Origin of the sequence: Micromonospora sp. NPDC093244, assembly GCF_040683695.1 — a bacterium.
Taxonomy (GTDB): domain Bacteria; phylum Actinomycetota; class Actinomycetes; order Mycobacteriales; family Micromonosporaceae; genus Micromonospora.
In genome coordinates, this window is record NZ_JBFBEO010000002.1 from 303,095 (window position 1) to 320,298 (window position 17,204).

Here is a 17,204-nt window from a genome sequence, read left to right on the forward strand (position 1 = left end):
CTCATTCGTACGACTCGGGTTTGGCGGTCCGGCTCATCAGCGTGTCCACGGCCAGCCGGGGGTCCATCCCCTCGTGGCAGATCCGCTCGACCTGCTCGGTGATCGGCATCTCCACACCGTGCGCCCGGGCCAGGTCACGGATCGCCAGGCAGCTCTTCACGCCCTCGGCGGTCTGCCGGGTGGCGGCCTGGGCCTGCTCGAGCGTCTCCCCCCGACCCAGGTGCTCGCCGAAGGTGCGGTTCCGGGCGAGCGGGGACGAGCAGGAGGCGACGAGGTCACCCATGCCGGCCAGGCCGGCGAAGGTGATCGGGTCGGCGCCCAGCGCCACGCCCAGGCGGGCCGTCTCGGCGAGCCCCCGGGTCATCAGCATGGCCCTGGTGTTGTCGCCGAAGCCCATCGCGGTGGCGATGCCGTACGACAGGGCGATCACGTTCTTGACGGCACCGCCCAGCTCGCAGCCGATCACGTCGTCGTTCGTGTAGGGGCGCAGGTAGGGCGTTCGGATCGACGACTGCACGAGCACCGTGCGGTGGCTGCTCGTCCCTGCGACGACTGTGGCGGCCGGCTGCTCGGCGGCGATCTCCGGGGCCAGGTTCGGGCCGGACACGACCACCACCCGGTCCGCGGCCACGCCCGCGGTCTCCACGATGACCTCGCTCATCCGCTTCGTGGTGCCCAGTTCGATGCCCTTCATCAGCGACACCAGGGTCGAGTCGGGGTGCAGGTACCCGGCCCACTCGGCGAGGTTGCCGCGCAGGGTCTGCGAGGGCACGGCCAGCACCACCAGCTCGGCGCCGGTGATCGCCTCGGCGGCGTCGGCGGTGCCGGTGACCCGGGCCGGCAGCAGCAGGTCCGGCAGGTACTCCTGGTTGCGGCGCTCGGTGCGGATGCTCTCGGCCACCGGTGCGCGGCGGGCCCACACGGTCACGTCCCGCCCGGCGTCGGCGAGGATCTTGGCGAACGCGGTGCCCCAGGAGCCGGCGCCGAGCACCGCGACGTGGCCGCTCACGCGGCTTCGCCCTGCTGGTGCCGGACGGACGGCCGGGCCGGCCGTTCCCACAGCGGTGGCGGGGTGCCGCCACGGATCTCGGCGAGCATGTCCCGCAACCGCAGCATGATGGCGTCCGTCATCTCCTCCAGGGTCTCCCGGGTCGGCGGGGCGTCCGCCCACCGGCTCAGGTCGACCGGTTCCCCGGCGACCACTGTCACCGGAATGCGGGGTCGGGGGTTCAACCGGGCCGTCCGCGGGTCGAAGATCCGCTCCGGCCCCCACATCACCAGCGGCACCACTGGCGCGCCGGTGGCCAGCGCCAGCCGGGCCGCCCCGGTCTTGGCCTTCATCGGCCACAGGTCCGGCTGCCGGGTGGTGGTGCCCTCGGGGTAGATCACCACAGCGCCACCCTGGTCGAGCGCGGCGACCAGCTTGTCCAGTGAGCGGACCGCGTCCACGCTGCCGCGCTCGACGGGGATCTGCAGGCAGCGGTGCAGGATCCAGCCGATCACCGGCACCCGGAACACGCTTGCCTTGCCCAGGTACTGCGGCCAGCGTCCGGAGTCGTAGATGAAGTGCGCGGAGACCAGCGGGTCGGCGTGCGAGATGTGGTTCGCCACGATGATCACGCCGCCGTCCCGGCCGAGGTGCTCCTGGCCACGCCAGGTACGCCGGGTCCACACGAGCATCACCGGCTTCACCAGCACCACGGCGAACCGTTGCCAGAACCCCAGCCTCCGCCGTGCCACTGTGCCTCCTCGTCGCGCCCGTCCCCGCCGCGAACCCCGCCCGCGACACCCGCAGCGGAAATCATGCCTGCTCGCCCCCGGTACGGCCAGTGAGGGTCCCACCGTCCTGCTGGCAGGATTGCGGACGTGAGTCAGCCGAGGTGGGCAGTGGTGGTGCCGGTGAAGCGTCTGACCGCCGCCAAGAGCCGGCTGCGGGGCGCTCTTCCCGGCGTACCCCATGAGGAGCTGGCACTGGCGCTGGCGGCCGACACGCTCCGCGCGGTGCTGGCCTGCCCGGCGGTCGCCGAGGCCCGGGTGGTCACCGACGACGCCCGGGTGGCGGCGGTGGCCCGGGCGGCAGGCGCGCGGGTGCTGCCCGACGAGCCGGACGCCGGGCTCAACGCCGCGTTCCGGCACGGCGCGACGGCCGGGCCCGCCGGCTGGGTGGCCGGGCTCACCGCCGACCTGCCGGCGCTGCGCCCGGCCGAGCTGGCCGCCGCGCTGCTCGCGGCTCAGGCCGATCCAGACGGGGTACGCCGGTTCGTGCCGGACGCGCCAGGCGACGGCACCGTGCTGCTCGCCGCGCCGCCAGGGGTGGCGCTGGACCCGCGTTTCGGGGTGGGCTCGGCAGCGGCGCACGCGGCAAGCGGCGCGCTGCCGCTGACCGGGGACTGGCCCAGCCTGCGCCGCGACGTGGACACCGCGGCGGACCTGGCGGCCGCCGCGCGACTCGGGCTCGGGCCGGGCACGGCCGCGCTGCTCGACTCCGGCTGCCCGGCCGCCTCCGCGAGCTGACCCACGGGTGTACGGTGCCAGCATGCAAGGCACGGTGGCCAGCTACGACGCGGCGACGCGCAGCGGCGTCCTGCTGCTCGACGACGGCACCGAGCTGCGCTTCCCCGCGCGGGCGTTCGACGCCTCCGGGCTGCGGCTGCTCCGGCTCGGCCAGCGGGTGCGCATCGACACCGATCCCGACGGCGAGGTCGTCCGGGTGACATTGCCGACCATGATCTGAGCCGGCGAGCCCAAGTTCATTTTGCGTTAACCCGAATCGGGTGATTATGAGCGGGTGAGCACCCCTCGCGAGCACCCGGCCACCCCGTCAGCCACCGAACCCCTCAACGGCGCCCGCATCCGTGGCGCCGACGGCCGTTTCCGTCCGTCCCGCGCCGAACGGGCCGGTGCCGCCCGCGCCGACACCCTCGGCGACGACCCGGGAGCCGCCTCCTCCGGACTGGACGAGGTCCTCGACCCCGCCGTCGGCCCCACCGAGACCGACGGTCCGGCCGCCGGTGGAGTCGTCCAGCCCGCCGCGCCGAGCGTCGACGAGGACGACGAGGACCACGAGGTGCCGGCCGCCCCGCCGCTGCCCGAGGACCGGTTCCTCAACCGGGAACTCTCCTGGCTCGACTTCAACGCGCGCGTGCTCACCCTCGCCGAGGACCAGCGCACCCCCCTGCTGGAACGGGCGAAGTTCCTGGCCATCTTCGCCAGCAACCTCGACGAGTTCTACATGGTGCGGATCGCCGGCTTGAAACGGCGGCTCTCCGCCGGCCTGCCGGTACGCGGCGGGGACCGGCTGCCGCTGCGGACCCAACTCGAGCTGATCGCCGAGCGGACCGCCGAACTGGTGGCCCGGCACGCCGCCTGCTTCGTCGACGACGTACTGCCCAAGCTCGCCGACGAGGGCATCCGCATCCTGCGCTGGGCCGAGCTGGGCGACCCCGAGCGGGAGCGGCTGCGGACCTACTTCCGCGAGCACATCTTCCCGGTGCTGACCCCCCTCGCTGTCGACCCGGCCCACCCGTTCCCGTACATCTCCGGGCGGTCGCTGAACCTGGCGGTGGCGGTACGGGACCCGGACGGCGGCTCGGAGCTGTTCGCCCGGGTGAAGGTGCCCAACAACGTCCCCCGTTTCGTCCGCGTGGACCGGGACCAGCCGGGCGTCCGGATGCTGCCGGTCGAGGACCTGATATCGGTGCACCTGGGGCAGCTGTTCAGCGGCATGCAGGTCGTCGAGTGCCACCTGTTCCGGGTCACCCGCAACGCCGAGGTGGAGGTCGACGAGGACCGTGACGAGGACCTACTCCAGGCCCTGGAGCGGGAGCTGGCCCGGCGGCGGTTCGGCCCACCGGTGCGCCTGGAGGTCGCCGCGTCGATCTCCGACCACATGTTGGAGCTGCTCGTACGCGAACTGGACATGGACGACCAGGACGTGCTGCGGGTGCCCGGCCTGCTGGACCTCTCCGCCCTCTGGCAGGTGTACGGCGAGGCCGACCGCCCCGATCTGAAGGACCCGCCGTTCGTACCGGCCACCCATCCCCGACTCACCGAGGGCGAGGTGCCGCGCAGCGTCTTCTCCACCCTGCGCGACGGGGACATCCTGGTGCACCACCCGTACCACTCGTTCGCCACGAGCGTGCAGCGCTTCATCGAGCAGGCCGCCGCCGACCCGAACGTGCTGGCCATCAAGCAGACCCTCTACCGCACCAGCGGTGACTCGCCGATCGTCGACGCGCTCGTCGACGCGGCCGCCGCCGGCAAGCAGGTGGTGGTGCTCGTGGAGGTGAAGGCCCGCTTCGACGAGGTGGCGAACATCGGCTGGGCGCGCACGCTGGAACGCGCCGGCTGCCACGTCGTGTACGGCCTGGTGGGCCTCAAGACGCACTGCAAGACCGCGCTCGTGGTCCGGCAGGAGGGCAACCAGATCCGCCGCTACTGCCACATCGGCACCGGCAACTACCACCCGAAGACCGCACGGCTGTACGAGGACTTCGGCATGCTCACCGCCGACCCGGAGATCGGCGCCGACCTCACCGACCTGTTCAACGTGCTCACCGGGTACAGCCGGCAGACCGCGTACCGGCGGTTGCTGGTCGCGCCGCAGGGCATCCGCAGCGGCCTCATCGAGCGCATCGAGCGGGAGATCGCGCACGTCCGCCTCGGCATGCCGGGGCTGGTCCAGTTCAAGGTGAATTCGCTTGTCGACGAGGGCGTGACCGACGCGCTGTACCGGGCCTCCCAGGCCGGCGTGCACGTGGACCTGCTGATCCGGGGCATGTGCACGCTGCGCCCGGGGGTGCCGGGGCTGTCGGAGAACATCCGGGTCCGCTCGATCCTGGGCCGGTTCCTGGAGCACTCGCGGGTGTTCCGGTTCGGCAACAACGGCGAGGCCGAGTTCTGGATGGGTTCGGCGGACCTCATGCACCGCAACCTGGACCGCCGGGTGGAGGCGCTGGTGCAGGTGAGCGACCCGGTGGCGCGGGCCGAGCTGGACCACGTGCTGACCGCCGCGATGGGCCCGGACGTGGACGCGTTCGAGCTGGCCGGCGACGGCACCTGGACCAGGCGTGCCGGCGGCGACGAGACGGCCGGTACGCATCTGCAGGAACTGTTGCTGCGCCGCGTCGGTGGCACGGCCGGCTGACCGATCGCGGCATAGGCTGAGCTGATGGTGGAGGAGGAGCAGAAGTACGAGGTGGACGACACCTACGTGCTGCCGGACCTGTCCCCCGTGGCCCCGGCCGGCGGCCGGGTACGGGCGCTGCCGCCTGTGACACTCGTGGCCCGCTACCTCGACACGGTCGACCTGCGGCTGGCCCGGGCCGGCGCGTCGTTGCGGCACCGCAAGGGCGACGAGCTGCCCTGGACGGTGAAGCTGCCCACCGGCACCCCCGGTGTCCGGCACGAGATCTCCCGCCCCGGCCCGAAGGGGCAACCACCGCCCGAGCTGGTGGAGCTGGTCACCGCCCTGCACCGGGGCGCGCCGCTGGCCCCGGTGACAGTGGTACGCACCGTCCGGCACGCCCACGAGGTGTGCGACGAGGCAGGCACGGTGCTCGTCGAGGTGGTGGACGACCGGGTGCGGGTGCTGGACGCCTCGGGCACCGCCACCGACGCGTTCCGCGAACTGGAGGTGGAACTCAAGTCCGGCGACCGGGAGCTGCTGGAGCGGGCCGGTTCGGTGCTGCGCGAGGCCGGCGCGCGGGGCGGTTCGTTCACCCCGAAGCACGTACGCGCCCTGGGCCCGGCGGCGCAGGCCGACCCGGACCTGGTCGCGCCGGCCAGGCTGCCGGACGACCCGAGCGCCGGCGACGTGGTCACCGAGGCGGTCCGCAAGGAGGTACGCCGCCTGCTGACGCACGATCCGCTGGTGCGGCTGCGCGCCCCCGCCGCCACCGGTGACACCGGTGACACCGCAGTGCACCAGATGCGGGTGGCCTGCCGGCGGCTGCGCAGCGACCTGCGCACCTTCCAACCGCTGGTCCGCAAGAGCTGGTCCCGTCCGCTGCGCGACGAGCTGCACTGGCTGGCCGGGGTGCTCGGCGCGGCCCGGGACGCCGAGGTGCTGCGCGAGCGGTTGCGCGGCACCGCGGACGCCGACCCGCTCAGCCCGCTCGACGCCGGTGCGGTGGACCGGCTGGACGAGGCGCTCGCCGCACGGCAGCGGGTGGCGCACGCCGCGATCGACGAGGCGCTGCGCTCCCCCCGTTACCTGGCCCTCGTCGACGCGCTGGTGCTTGCCGCACGCGCGCCCCGGCTCACCCGCCGGGCGGCCACCCCGGCGGCGCGGGCGCTGCCCAAACTGGTGGCCCGGCCGTGGCGGCGGCTGACCGGCCCGGACGGCGTCGACGGGCTCGACCCGTCGTCGCCGGACGCGCGCTGGCACGCCGTCCGCAAGCAGGGCAAGCAGACCCGGTACGCGGTGAACGCGGTGGCCCCGGCTGTCGACAGGGCCGCGCGACGGCTGTCCCGCGCGCTGGCCGGCGTGCAGGACGTGCTCGGCGAGCACCAGGACGCGGCCGTGGCCGCGGACACCTGGCTGGAACTGGCCGCCGAGCGGCCGGCCGACCACGAGGTGGCGGTCACCGCCGGCCGGCTGGCCGAACGGGAACGGGAGTCGGTACGCCTCATGCGGGCCCGGTTCCCGGCCGCGTGGCACCGGGCGACCCGGCGGCGGCGGACCCGTTGGCTGCCGTGACGGGCATCCGGGCGGCCGGTGGGGTGGCCTGGCGCCCGTCCGACGACGGCGTACGGGTCTGCGTGGTGCACCGCCCCCGCTACGGCGACTGGACACTGCCCAAGGGCAAGCTGGAGCCGGGCGAGCACCCGATGGTCGCTGCGGTCCGCGAGGTGGCCGAGGAGGCCGATGTGCGGGGCGTACCGCAGGTGCGGCTGCCGTCGGTGCGTTACCGCAGTGAGGGCCAGGCGAAGCTTGTCGACTACTGGTCCATGCTCGCGGTCGCCAACGGCGGTTTCCAGCCGGGCACCGAGGTGGACGACATCCGGTGGCTCGCCGTGGACGAGGCGATCCGGCTGGTCAGCTATCCGCACGACGCCGAGGTGCTCGGCGCGTTCGCCGCGCTGCCGCAGGTGACCGCGACCGTCGCGCTGGTCCGCCACGCGCACGCCGGAAAGCGCGCCACCTGGACCGGCCCGGACACGGCTCGCCCCCTGGACGCGGAGGGCTGGGCCCAGGCGTCCGCCCTGGCCGACCTGATCGTCCTGGTCCGGCCGGGCCGGCTGGTGTCCGCGTCGCCGCGCCGCTGCGTGCAGACCCTCGACCCGGCCGCCGCGCTGCTCGACCTGCCCATCGAGATCTGCGGCGACCTGGACGAGCCCCAGCCGGGCCAGCAGGGCGACGAACAGGTGCTCGCCACCGCCGCCCGGGTGCTGGAGCTGGCCCAGGCCGGCGGGCAGGTGGCGGTGTGCAGCCAGGGCAAGGTGCTGCCGGGGGCGTTGGAGCGGTTGTCCGGCCGTGCCGACGAGGACTTCACGACGCCCAAGGGCGGCGGGTGGCTGCTCGCGTTCACCGCCGACGGGCTGCTCGCCACCGACCGCCTGTAGCGCCGGTCAGCGGGGCGGCAGGGTGAGGGTCACCGCGACCGGCAGGTGGTCGCTGGCAGTGCCGCGCGGCGCGACAGGCGCGGAGGCGGTCAGGCCGGGCGAGACGAAGACGTGGTCGATCTGTTGCCGCGGATCGTCGGCGGGGCTGGTGGCAAGCGGTCGGGCGCTGCTCAACGCGTCCACCAGGCCGGCGGCCGTGAACTGCCCGAACGCCTCGTCGCCCGGCTCGGTGTTCAGGTCACCCGCCACCACCAGGGGACGGCCGGCCGCGTACCCGGTGGCGAAGTCGGCCACCGCGCGGGCCTGGACCACAGGCCCTTCATCCGGCGGCGGTTGCAGGTGGGTGCTGACCACGGCGGTACGCACGCCGTCGCCGAGGTCCAGGGTGACGGCGAGGGCCTGCGCCCCGGTGGGTGCGCCGACGGCCGGCAGTGGCAGGGTCCGCGGGTCGGTCACCGGCCACCTGCTGAGCACCGCGTCGCCCCAGACGGGGTCGGCGGCCGGCCCGAAGACGTACGGCATGCCGAGCCGGTCGGACAGCAGGTCCAGGGTGTCGTGGCCGCCGTTGAGCAGCCACGCCCGGTCCACCTCGCTGAGCAGTACGACGTCGGGCCGCTGCCGCTCGATGGCGCCGGCGAGGCCGGCCAGGTCGAACCGGCCGTCCAGCCCGAAGCCCATCCTGATGTTGTACGCCACAACTGTCAGCCGCTGCGGCGGGCCGTCCCGGTTGCTGGCCACCGGGAGTTCGTCGGCGAGCACGGGGGCCAGCAGGGCGACCGCGGTGACCACCGACGTGGTCCGCAGCGCCGGGAACGGCCCCGCGACCCGGGGTGTGCTGGGGCGGGCGGCGAACGCCACCACGGCGACCAGTCCGGCGACCACCACCGGCACCGCCGCGTTGGGGTAGCCGAGGTCGTAGGCGGAGTAGTAGCCGACCGCCCCGAGGACGAAGACGAGCATCCCGGCGGCCGCCGCGTACCCCCGGCGGGCCGCCGACCGCGCGTCGTCGGCGTCGGCGCTGCTGTCGTCCCGACCGGCGTCGTCGGTCAGGGCCAGGCAGGCGCCGAGACCGCCGGCCGCGAGACCTACCGCCACGAGAAGCAGGTCGCCCCGGTCGAGGGCGAAGAGCACCGCGCCGGCCAGCAACGCCACCGGGCCGAGCAGCCGACCCCACCGGCGGGGTGGCGCGGTCAGCGCCGCGAGGAGGAACACGGCGACCGCGACCGGCACCGGGGCCATCCCGAACAGCGGAGAACGGGCCACCCCGTCCCCACCGGCCAGGTACGACATCCCGGTCTGGGTGAGCGCCGGCGCGAGAGCCACCATTCCGGCCAGCAGCAGCGCCGGCCCGGCCAACAGCCAGGCCCGCGCCCCTCGGGGGCCCGCCGGCGGGGTGGGCCGCGTCGTGCCGAGCAGGAACAGCGTCACCGCCACGGCGCTGAGCAGCCACGCCACCCAGTCGCCGCGCCAGACGAGGTCGTAGGTGTCGAGCACCGCGTGGACGGCCGCGTTGACGGCCAGGCCCAGCGACAGACCCGGCACCGGGCGGTCCGTGCCGGCGGCGACGCCTACCAGCCACACCAGCCCGGCGAGCAGGCCGGCGGTGGCCACCCAGAGCTGCGTACGCCCGCCGGGGGTGGCGGTGAGCGCGAGGCGGGTGCCGGCAAGCGCGACGGCTGCGGCGACGGTGACCGGTCGGGCGCCCAGGCGGCGGACGACGGCCGGCGCGGCCAGCGCCAGGACGAACCAGCCGAGGGCGAAGGCGCCCATCAGCTCGGCAGGGGTGGACGCGGCCTGGCCGAAGATGGTGATGATGCCGGGCAGCCACACCCGCAGCACGTCGATGAGCAGGAGAACGCCGAGCGCGAGCGACGCGGTGGCGAATTGGCGGTAGCGCACCGGCGCCCCATTTCCCGTCGGCGGGCCGGCGGAGGGGGCCGGCACGGCGATTCTGCGCGTACCCGACGGCCCGGTCAACGGCGGACCGTACGCCGAAAGGGCGCCCACCACACGGGTGGACGCCCTTTCGGCAGGGTCGGTCAGCGCTTGCTGGCCGCCTTCTTGGCCGGAGCCTTCTTCGCGGGCGCCTTCTTGGCCGCCGTGCTCTTGCTGGCCGACGCGGTGGTCTTCTTCGCCGCGCTGGACTTGGTGGCCGCGGTGGTCTTCTTCGCCGCCGTGGTCTTCTTGCTGGCGGCCGTCTTGGTCGCCGTGGTGCTCTTGCTCGCCTTGGCCGGGGCGGTCTTCTTGCTGGCGGCGGTCTTGGTCGCCGCCGCGGTCTTGCTCGCCTTGGCCGGGGCGGTCTTCTTGCTGGCCGCCTTGGCGGCGGTGGCCTTGGTGCCCGTCGCCTTGGCGCCGGCGGTCTTCGCCGTCGTCGCGGCGGCGGTCTTCTTCACCGCTGCCGTGGCCTTCGGCACCTTGCCGCTGGCCACCATCTCCTTGAACCCGGCGCCGGGGCGGAAGGTCGGCACGGAGGTCTTCTTGACCTTCACCGCCTCGCCGGTACGCGGGTTGCGCGCTGTTCGCGCGCCACGCACACGCTTTTCGAATGCTCCGAATCCGGTGATCGCCACCTTCTCGCCCTTGGTGACCGCCGCCTGGACCTCGGTGAGGACCGCGTCGAGCGCGGCCGTCGCCATCTTCCGGTCCCCCAGGCGAACGGCGAGCGCCTCGATGAGCTCGGCCTTGTTCACGACTTCCTCCCGATTGTGCAACTGACTCGACGCGAGCCATTCTGCGCGCACGGTATGCCCTGTGCTGCCGGGACACAAACATTCGGTGGAAAAAAGCCCTTGTGTCGTAACGGATTCGCCCCCACCGGTTGGACCGGTGGGGGCGAAATCGGCTGTGCGGGAGGACGTACGGCTATGCCACAGAGGGCAGGAACGGCAGTCGACGCGCCTCGTACGAGTCGATGTCGGCCGCGTTGCGGAGGGTGAGTCCAATGTCGTCCAGACCCTCCAGCAGGCGCCAGCGACTGAAGTCGTCAAGCGGGAACGACCAGTTCGCGTCAGCCGCGCGGAGCTGGCGGGCGGTCAGGTCGACGGTCACCTGGGTGGTCGGGTCGGCCTCGACAAGGTCCCACAATTCTTCGACGGCTTTCAATTCCAACTCGACCGGCAACAGCCCCTCCTTGAGGGCGTTGCCCCGGAAGATGTCGCCGAAGCGGGGGGCCACGACCGCGCGGAAGCCCCAGTCCCGCAGCGCCCAGACGGCGTGCTCCCGAGAAGATCCGGTGCCGAACTCCGGCCCGGCGATGAGGATCGACGCCCCGGAATAGGATTCATCGTTGAGCACGAATGCGGGGTCTTCCCGCCATGCGCTGAACAGCCCGTCAGCGAAACCGGTCCGCGTCACCCGCTTGAGGTACACGGCCGGGATGATCTGGTCGGTGTCCACGTTGGATCGCCGCAGCGGCACTGCCGTACCGGTGTGGGTGGTGAACTTGTCCATCTCAAGTCCCTTCTACAGGTCGGCGGGGGCGGCCAGCCGACCGACCACTGCGGTGGCGGCGGCGACCGGCGGGGAGACCAGGTGCGTACGCCCGCCCCGGCCCTGCCGGCCCTCGAAGTTGCGGTTGGAGGTGGACGCGGAGCGCTCGCCGGGCTTGAGCGTGTCGGGGTTCATGCCCAGGCACATCGAGCAGCCGGCGAACCGCCACTCGGCCCCGGCGTCGGCGAAGACCTTGTCCAGCCCCTCGGCCTCGGCGGCCTCGCGGACGGCGGCCGAGCCGGGCACCACGAGCATCCGGACCCCGTCGGCGACCCGATGGCCGCGCAGCACGTCGGCGGCGGCCCGCAGGTCCTCCAGGCGGCCGTTGGTGCAGGAGCCCACGAAGACCACGTCGATCGGCAGCTCCCGCAGCGGGGTGCCGGGGCGCAGGTCCATGTACTCCAACGCCCGGCGGGCCGCGGTGCGCTCCGAGTCGGTGGTGAACTCCTCCGGGTCGGGCACCGGCGCGCTCAGCGGCGAGCCCTGCCCGGGGTTGGTGCCCCAGGTGACGAACGGCGTGACCCGGCTCGCGTCCAGGGTCACCTCGGCGTCGAAGCGCGCGCCCTCGTCGGTGGGCAGCGTCCGCCACCAGGCCAGCGCCGCGTCCCAGTCCGCGCCCTGCGGCGCGTTCGGCCGACCCTTGAGGTACGCGAAGGTGGTCTCGTCCGGCGCGATCATGCCGGCCTTGGCGCCCCACTCGATGGACATGTTGGCGATCGTCATCCGCCCCTCCATGGAGAGGGCCCGGATCGCCTCGCCGCGGTACTCGACGATGTGCCCGCGACCGCCACCGGTGCCGACCTGCGCGATCAGCGCGAGCACCAGGTCCTTGGCGGTGACGCCGGGAGCGAGTTGACCTGTGACGTTGACGGCCATCGTCTTCGGCCGGCTCTGCGGCAGCGTCTGGGTGGCCAGCACGTGCTCCACCTCGCTGGTGCCGATGCCGAAGGCGAGCGCACCGAACGCGCCGTGGGTGGCGGTGTGCGAGTCGCCGCAGACGATCGTCATGCCCGGCTGGGTGAGCCCGAGCTGCGGGCCGATGACGTGCACGATGCCCTGGTTGTCGTCGCCGAGGGGGTGCAGTCGCACGCCGAACTCGGCGCAGTTGCGGCGCAGCGTCTCGATCTGCGTCCGCGACGTGGGGTCCGCGATGGTGAGCAGGTCACCACGGCGGGACCGGAACGCCGGATCGGCGTACCCGGTCGGGGTGTTGTGGTCCTCGGTCGCGAGCGTCAGGTCGGTACGGCGCACCCGGCGCCCGGCGAGCCGGAGCCCGTCGAACGCCTGCGGGCTGGTCACCTCGTGCAGCAGGTGCAGGTCGATGAAGAGCAGGTCCGGCTCACCAGCGGCGGACCGTACGACGTGCGCGTCCCAGACCTTCTCGGCCAGGGTCCTCGGCTCAGGAGTGACTCCCACCATCTGGACATCCTAAATTCTGGGAGGTAAGTTTCGGCTTGTGGGACACAGTATGAGCGGTGTCGGCGTTCTCGACAAGGCGGTGGTCATCCTGGCCGCCTGTGTCGACGGCGCCAGCCTTGCCGAACTTGTTGACCGTACGAAGCTGCCCCGGGCCACCGCGCACCGGCTGGCGCAGGCGCTGGAGATCCACCGGATGCTGGTCCGGGACACCCAGGGCCGCTGGCGCCCCGGCCCCCGGCTCGGCGAGCTGGCCAACGCCGCCCCGGACGTCCTGCTGACCGCCGCCGAGCCGCTGCTGGCCGCGCTGCGCGACGCCACCGGGGAGAGCGCCCAGCTGTATCTGCGCCGCGCGGACGAGCGCATCTGCGTGGCCGCCGCGGAGCGGGCCAGCGGCCTGCGGGACACCGTCCCGGTCGGCTCGGTGCTGCCGATGACCGCCGGCTCGGCGGCCCAGATCCTGCTCGCCTGGGAGCCCCCGGAGGCGGTCATGCCCCTGCTGCCGCGCAGCAAGTTCACCGGCCGCACCCTGGCCGAGGTACGCCGCCGGGGCTGGGCCCAGAGCGTCGCGGAACGGGAGGCCGGTGTGGCGAGCGTCTCCGCCCCGATCCGCGACCGCACCGGGAGGGTGATCGCCTCGGTGAGCATCTCCGGCCCCATCGAGCGCCTCGGCCGTCGCCCCGGCGAACGCCATGCCATGGCGGTGGTCCGAGCCGGCCAACGCCTCTCCGGCCTCTGACCCCACCCCCCCACCCCCCACCCACCCCTCGGCGCGTTGATCATGAAGTTGTTGCCCTCGACGGCGGCGTGTCGTGACAACAACTTCATGATCAACGCGATGGGGTACGGAAAAAGGCTCACCTCGCGCAGCGAGGTGAGCCTTTTTCGTTGTAGCCCCGACCGGATTCGAACCGGCGCTACCGCCTTGAGAGGGCGGCGTCCTGGGCCGCTAGACGACGGGGCCAGAACTTCTTCCGTTCACCGCCCTCGCGGGCGGTGCGGCAGTAGTCTAGCGGCACCATCACCGGGGGCGAGCACGGGGTGGGGGCCGCCCGGCGGGCCTACGGCGGACACGAAACAGCCCGCCTCACCAGGTGAGACGGGCTGTGCACAATGTAGCCCCGACCGGATTCGAACCGGCGCTACCGCCTTGAGAGGGCGGCGTCCTGGGCCGCTAGACGACGGGGCCAGAACCACTTCTCGCTCCCCCACCCTCGCGGGCGGAGGAGCTGCACTCTACCAGAGGCCACGCTCCGCCCCCTCAGGGGCGGAGCGGAACTCCGTCAGAATCCAGCGTCCGGAATTCTCGCGAATTCCGACTGCGCTGGGGTACCAGGACTCGAACCTAGACTAACTGAACCAGAATCAGTCGGGCTGCCAATTACCCCATACCCCATTGGCCCCTTGCGGCGCCGGGAGTGAACTTTACCCTCCCGGTGCCGGCAGGCCAAATCCGATCCCCCCGAACCGCCTGTGAGCTGCGGAAACAGGGGCAACTTGCGGATCAGGCGACAGGGACCACCGGGTTGCTGAGCTCGCCGATGCCCTCGATCCGCACGGCGACGGTATCCCCCTCAACGAGAGGGCTAACCCCCGCCGGCGTGCCGGTGAGCACCACGTCGCCGGGCAGCAGCGTCATCACGTGCGAGATGTACGACACCAGCCCCGGTACGTCGAAGACCATGTCCTTCGTCCGGCCGAGCTGGCGTACCTCCATCTCGTCCGGATTGCGGCCCACCTCACACCGGATCTCCAGGTCGGAGACGTCCAGGCCGGTGGTGATCCACGGGCCGATCGGGCAGAACGAGTCGAAGCCCTTGGCCCGGGTCCACTGCCCGTCCGAGCGCTGCAGGTCCCGTGCTGTGACGTCGTTGGCGCAGGTGTAGCCGAAGATGGCGCGTTCGGCGGCGGCCCGGTCGGCCCGGCGCGCGCCGGGAGCACCGATCACCACCGCCAGCTCGGCCTCGTGCTCGACCTGCTTGGAAAAGATCGGCAGCCTGATGGCGTCCCGGGGGCCGATCACCGAGGTGGACGGCTTGAGGAAGAGCAACGGCTCCTTGGGCACGTCGTTGCCGAGTTCGGCGGCGTGGTCGGCGTAGTTGCGACCCACGCAGACCACCTTGCTGGGCAGGATCGGCGAGAGCAGTCGGACGTCGGAGAGGGCCCACCGGGCCCCGCTGAAGGAGAGTTTGCCGAACGGGTGACCCTCGATCTCGGCGATGGTCAGGCCCTGCGGCCCGGCCTCCGGCTCGCCTTCGACGGCCCCGAACGACATTCCCTTGGCATGAGCGAAACGAGCGATACGCACCCGGCCAATCTAGCCCCGCGGACCCGTCCACCGGCCAGTACGGGCCGGTGGGTGTGCGCAAGCTGTCAGCGCGCGGCACCCTACCCGAGGCGCTGGTGACGGGGGCGGACTTCCGCACTTCGTACCCGCACGGAGGCGACAGGCCCCTAGCGTCGGCTCCGGAGGTTCGTTCGTATGCCTGCATCGACACGACACCACAGAGCCCTCGCAGTGTTCGTGCACTGCCTCGGCATCCTCGCCGCCGTGCCGGCCCTGCCGTCGGCGGCACCGCAGGAGGCGGCAGCCGCGCCCCGGCCACCGACGGCGGTGGCCGCACGGGCGAGCGCGGAGCCCACCCCGCCCTCGGCGCCGCCGGCGGTGGCCCCGCCGTCGCCGACACCGGCGGCGAGGCTTCCGCAGCCGGTCACCGTGGCGGTGGCCCCGGAGAGCAGTCCGGCGCCGCGCTACCGGATCCAGGTCCGCAACGTGGGCAGCTCGCCCATCGAGACCACGGTCCGCCAGGGGCTGCCGCCCGGCGCGTCGGCCACCGCGATCACCGCGGGCGGTCGATCCACAGGCGTGGGGGGTTCCACGAACGAGGTGACCTGGCGTTTGCGGCTGCCCGCGCACAGCACCACGACCCTGGGCACCGCGCTCACCGCCACCGCGCCCGGTCAGGCGCTCACCGCACCGGCATGCGCGTTCACCAGCGACGGCAGCCGCCCGTACGACTGCGCCACCGCCACCTGGCAGGGCGCGGCGACGCCGGCCGAGGTCACCGAGGCCCCGGCCTGGCGGCGGTACCCGGTGCTGCTCGCCGGGCTGGCCGTCCTGCTGCTGCTCGCCGCCGGCGGGGTCTGGCTGTGGCGTCGGCGGCGCGGGCGGCGCAGGGTGACCGCCGCCGCGCTGGCCAGCGGCGCCGGACCCGACGGCGGACGCGGAACGATCTACCCGCGTCCGGCCGCCCCGAGCGCGCCGAGGCGGCGGCGTACCCCTCCGGTCTGGTTGCTTGTCGGTGCGGCGGTGGCCGTGCTGGCAGGTGTGGTCGGCACGGCGGGCTGGACGGCGACCCGACGGGTGGCGGCGATCGACACCCAGAAGCAGCCGACAAGCGGCGCGTGGCGGGGCACGGGCGTCTCCGGGCCGATGGGTGTGCCGCTGCGGGAGTCGGCGTTCGAGTTCACCGTGTACCGGATGACCTGCGGATCGCCCGGCGCCGCCGGGTCGACCGACGGCGGCGGCGCGGCTCCGGCCTCCGGGCGGCGCTGCCAGGCCACCGTGGGGGTGCGCAACCTCACCGGCGACCAGCAGCCCTGGCACGGCCAGCTGCAACGGGCGTACCTGCCGGGCGGGCGCTGGGTCAGCATCGACGAGCCGGCCACCCGGTCGGCGAACCTGGGTCGGGACGTCTTCGCCGCTCCGGTGGCCGCCGGCAGCAGGGTGGTGCTGCCGCTGGTCTTCACCGTCGACGGGCGGGAGCCGCCCCGGCAGCTGGAGCTGCGCAGCGGGGTGTTCTCCGCAGGCGTCCGGGTGGACATGCCCTGACCGGCGGGCGGGCGGCGGTCGTACCCTGGGGTCCGTGACCGCAGCCCTCGCCCCCGCCGTGCTCGACGTGGCGGCCTGGCAGGCCCGCCGCCAGGCACACGAGGAGCGGGTCGACGTGTGGCTCTCCCCGCACCTGGCCCGGCGCCGGCGGGGTGAGCGGCATCCGGTGGCCGACTTCCTGTTCACCTACTACTCGCACCGCCCGGCCCAGCTGCGTCGCTGGCACCCCGGCGCGGGGGTCGAGCTGCGGGGCGCCGACCCGGCCGAGTTCGGCAGGGACTACCGCGCCACCGCCGCCGGGGTCACCCTCGACACCGACGGGGTACGCGCGCGGCGCGGCGAGTCGATCGCCTGGATCCGCTCGCTGCTGACGGCCACCGCCGGGCGGGCACCGCACTTCGGCTGCTTCGGGATGCACGAGTGGGCGATGGTCTACCGGCAGACCCACGAGGAACTGCGGCACAACGCGTGGCCGTTGCGGCTGACCCCGGAGCGGACGGCCGCCGTTGTCGAGGAGCGGGGTGTGCGGTGCAGCCACTTCGACGCGTACCGCTTCTTCACCCCGCCGGCCCGGCCGTTGAACGTCCTCACCCCGACCCGGGAGACGCAGCACGCGCACGAGCAGCCGGGCTGTCTGCACGCCAACATGGATCTGTACAAGTGGGCGTACAAGATGTCGCCGCTGGTGCCGTCCGAGCTGGTCGCGGACTGCTTCGAGCTGGCCCGGGACATCCGTACGCTGGACATGCGGGCCAGCCCGTACGACCTGGCGGCGCTCGGTTGTCCACCGGTGCCCGTGGAGACCCCTGAGGGTCGCGCGGAGTACGCGGTGGCGCAGCGCGGGTTCGCCGAGCGGGCGGCGGTGCTGCGCGACCGGCTGCTCGCCGCCGTACCGGCCTGA

General features: G+C 73.3%; 15 protein-coding genes and 3 tRNA genes. 8 read left to right on the top strand and 10 right to left on the bottom strand.

All coding sequences use genetic code 11. The features are described from left to right. Position 1: 1 nt before the first annotated feature. Positions 2–1,009, bottom strand: a complete 1,008-nt coding sequence (locus AB0N27_RS11405) for an NAD(P)H-dependent glycerol-3-phosphate dehydrogenase (RefSeq protein ID WP_364366953.1) — start codon at positions 1,007–1,009, stop codon at positions 2–4. Beyond that, positions 1,006–1,740 carry a lysophospholipid acyltransferase family protein gene (locus AB0N27_RS11410; protein ID WP_364366956.1) on the bottom strand — a complete coding sequence of 245 codons (735 nt, stop codon included), beginning with the start codon at positions 1,738–1,740 and terminating at the stop codon, positions 1,006–1,008. The genes AB0N27_RS11405 and AB0N27_RS11410 overlap by 4 nt, the downstream gene beginning before the upstream one ends. Positions 1,741–1,866: 126 nt before the next feature. Between AB0N27_RS11410 and cofC the strand changes: the two genes are divergently transcribed. Genes cofC through AB0N27_RS11435 form a run of 5 tightly spaced genes read left to right on the top strand, consistent with a single transcriptional unit; the run spans position 1,867 to position 7,566 of the window. Continuing rightward, complete coding sequence (gene cofC / locus AB0N27_RS11415; RefSeq protein WP_364366959.1) at positions 1,867–2,514, top strand: 2-phospho-L-lactate guanylyltransferase; 648 nt, start codon at positions 1,867–1,869, stop codon at positions 2,512–2,514. A 22-nt stretch (positions 2,515–2,536) separates the two neighbouring features. After that, on the top strand, positions 2,537–2,734 hold the full coding sequence (locus AB0N27_RS11420) for a cold-shock protein (protein ID WP_139585579.1): 198 nt from the start codon (positions 2,537–2,539) through the stop codon (positions 2,732–2,734). 54 nt (positions 2,735–2,788) lie between these two features. Then, positions 2,789–5,146 (top strand): RNA degradosome polyphosphate kinase, encoded by a 2,358-nt coding sequence (locus AB0N27_RS11425; RefSeq protein ID WP_364366962.1) that lies wholly within the window; start codon positions 2,789–2,791, stop codon positions 5,144–5,146. A 24-nt stretch (positions 5,147–5,170) separates the two neighbouring features. Continuing rightward, positions 5,171–6,700 carry a CYTH and CHAD domain-containing protein gene (locus AB0N27_RS11430; RefSeq protein ID WP_364366965.1) on the top strand — a complete coding sequence of 510 codons (1,530 nt, stop codon included), beginning with the start codon at positions 5,171–5,173 and terminating at the stop codon, positions 6,698–6,700. Beyond that, a complete protein-coding gene (locus tag AB0N27_RS11435; RefSeq protein WP_364366968.1) occupies positions 6,688–7,566 on the top strand; it encodes an NUDIX hydrolase in 879 nt (292 codons plus the stop codon). Before AB0N27_RS11430 ends, AB0N27_RS11435 begins: the two co-directional genes overlap by 13 nt. 6 nt (positions 7,567–7,572) lie before the next feature. Here the strand turns inward: AB0N27_RS11435 and AB0N27_RS11440 are convergent, their stop codons facing one another. From AB0N27_RS11440 to leuC, 4 genes are all read right to left on the bottom strand, one after another. Then, entirely contained in the window at positions 7,573–9,465 is a 1,893-nt protein-coding gene (locus AB0N27_RS11440) for an endonuclease/exonuclease/phosphatase family protein (protein ID WP_364366970.1), read from the bottom strand. Between the two features lie 140 nt (positions 9,466–9,605). After that, on the bottom strand, positions 9,606–10,256 hold the full coding sequence (locus AB0N27_RS11445) for an HU family DNA-binding protein (RefSeq protein WP_364366973.1): 651 nt from the start codon (positions 10,254–10,256) through the stop codon (positions 9,606–9,608). A gap of 172 nt (positions 10,257–10,428) precedes the next feature. After that, positions 10,429–11,016: a 3-isopropylmalate dehydratase small subunit gene (leuD, locus tag AB0N27_RS11450; RefSeq protein ID WP_364366976.1), complete on the bottom strand. Its 588-nt coding sequence runs from the start codon at positions 11,014–11,016 to the stop codon at positions 10,429–10,431. Positions 11,017–11,028: 12 nt separating this feature from the next. Then, positions 11,029–12,474: a 3-isopropylmalate dehydratase large subunit gene (leuC, locus tag AB0N27_RS11455; protein WP_364366979.1), complete on the bottom strand. Its 1,446-nt coding sequence runs from the start codon at positions 12,472–12,474 to the stop codon at positions 11,029–11,031. A 49-nt stretch (positions 12,475–12,523) separates the two neighbouring features. On the opposite strand from leuC, the gene AB0N27_RS11460 reads away from it, so the two are divergent. Then, entirely contained in the window at positions 12,524–13,210 is a 687-nt protein-coding gene (locus AB0N27_RS11460) for an IclR family transcriptional regulator (protein ID WP_110562481.1), read from the top strand. A gap of 152 nt (positions 13,211–13,362) precedes the next feature. Here AB0N27_RS11460 and AB0N27_RS11465 read toward each other — a convergent pair. From AB0N27_RS11465 to AB0N27_RS11480, 4 genes are all read right to left on the bottom strand, one after another. Further along, positions 13,363–13,435 (bottom strand) — tRNA-Glu (locus AB0N27_RS11465). A 152-nt stretch (positions 13,436–13,587) separates the two neighbouring features. Continuing rightward, positions 13,588–13,660: transfer RNA gene (locus tag AB0N27_RS11470), tRNA-Glu, on the bottom strand. Positions 13,661–13,795: 135 nt separating this feature from the next. Next, positions 13,796–13,867, bottom strand: a tRNA-Gln gene (locus tag AB0N27_RS11475). 108 nt (positions 13,868–13,975) lie between these two features. Further along, the gene (locus AB0N27_RS11480; RefSeq protein WP_203177396.1) at positions 13,976–14,779 is read right to left on the bottom strand and encodes a fumarylacetoacetate hydrolase family protein; all 804 of its coding nucleotides are present in this window, start codon (positions 14,777–14,779) and stop codon (positions 13,976–13,978) included. A 174-nt stretch (positions 14,780–14,953) separates the two neighbouring features. Between AB0N27_RS11480 and AB0N27_RS11485 the strand changes: the two genes are divergently transcribed. Both AB0N27_RS11485 and AB0N27_RS11490 read left to right on the top strand, forming a co-directional pair. Further along, entirely contained in the window at positions 14,954–16,303 is a 1,350-nt protein-coding gene (locus AB0N27_RS11485; RefSeq protein WP_364366983.1) for a hypothetical protein, read from the top strand. A 34-nt stretch (positions 16,304–16,337) separates the two neighbouring features. After that, positions 16,338–17,204, top strand: coding sequence for a 3-methyladenine DNA glycosylase (locus AB0N27_RS11490; RefSeq protein ID WP_364366986.1), 867 nt, complete (start codon positions 16,338–16,340; stop codon positions 17,202–17,204).

Excerpts from the sequence above, each read along its gene's own strand:
- AB0N27_RS11420 (WP_139585579.1), top strand. The coding sequence starts at position 2,537 with ATGCAAGGCACGGTGGCCAGCTACGACGCGGCGACGCGCAGCGGCGTC.
- AB0N27_RS11430 (WP_364366965.1), top strand. The coding sequence starts at position 5,171 with ATGGTGGAGGAGGAGCAGAAGTACGAGGTGGACGACACCTACGTGCTG.
- leuD (WP_364366976.1), bottom strand. The coding sequence starts at position 11,016 with ATGGACAAGTTCACCACCCACACCGGTACGGCAGTGCCGCTGCGGCGA.
- leuC (WP_364366979.1), bottom strand. The coding sequence starts at position 12,474 with ATGGTGGGAGTCACTCCTGAGCCGAGGACCCTGGCCGAGAAGGTCTGG.
- AB0N27_RS11460 (WP_110562481.1), top strand. The coding sequence starts at position 12,524 with ATGAGCGGTGTCGGCGTTCTCGACAAGGCGGTGGTCATCCTGGCCGCC.
- AB0N27_RS11485 (WP_364366983.1), top strand. The coding sequence starts at position 14,954 with ATGCCTGCATCGACACGACACCACAGAGCCCTCGCAGTGTTCGTGCAC.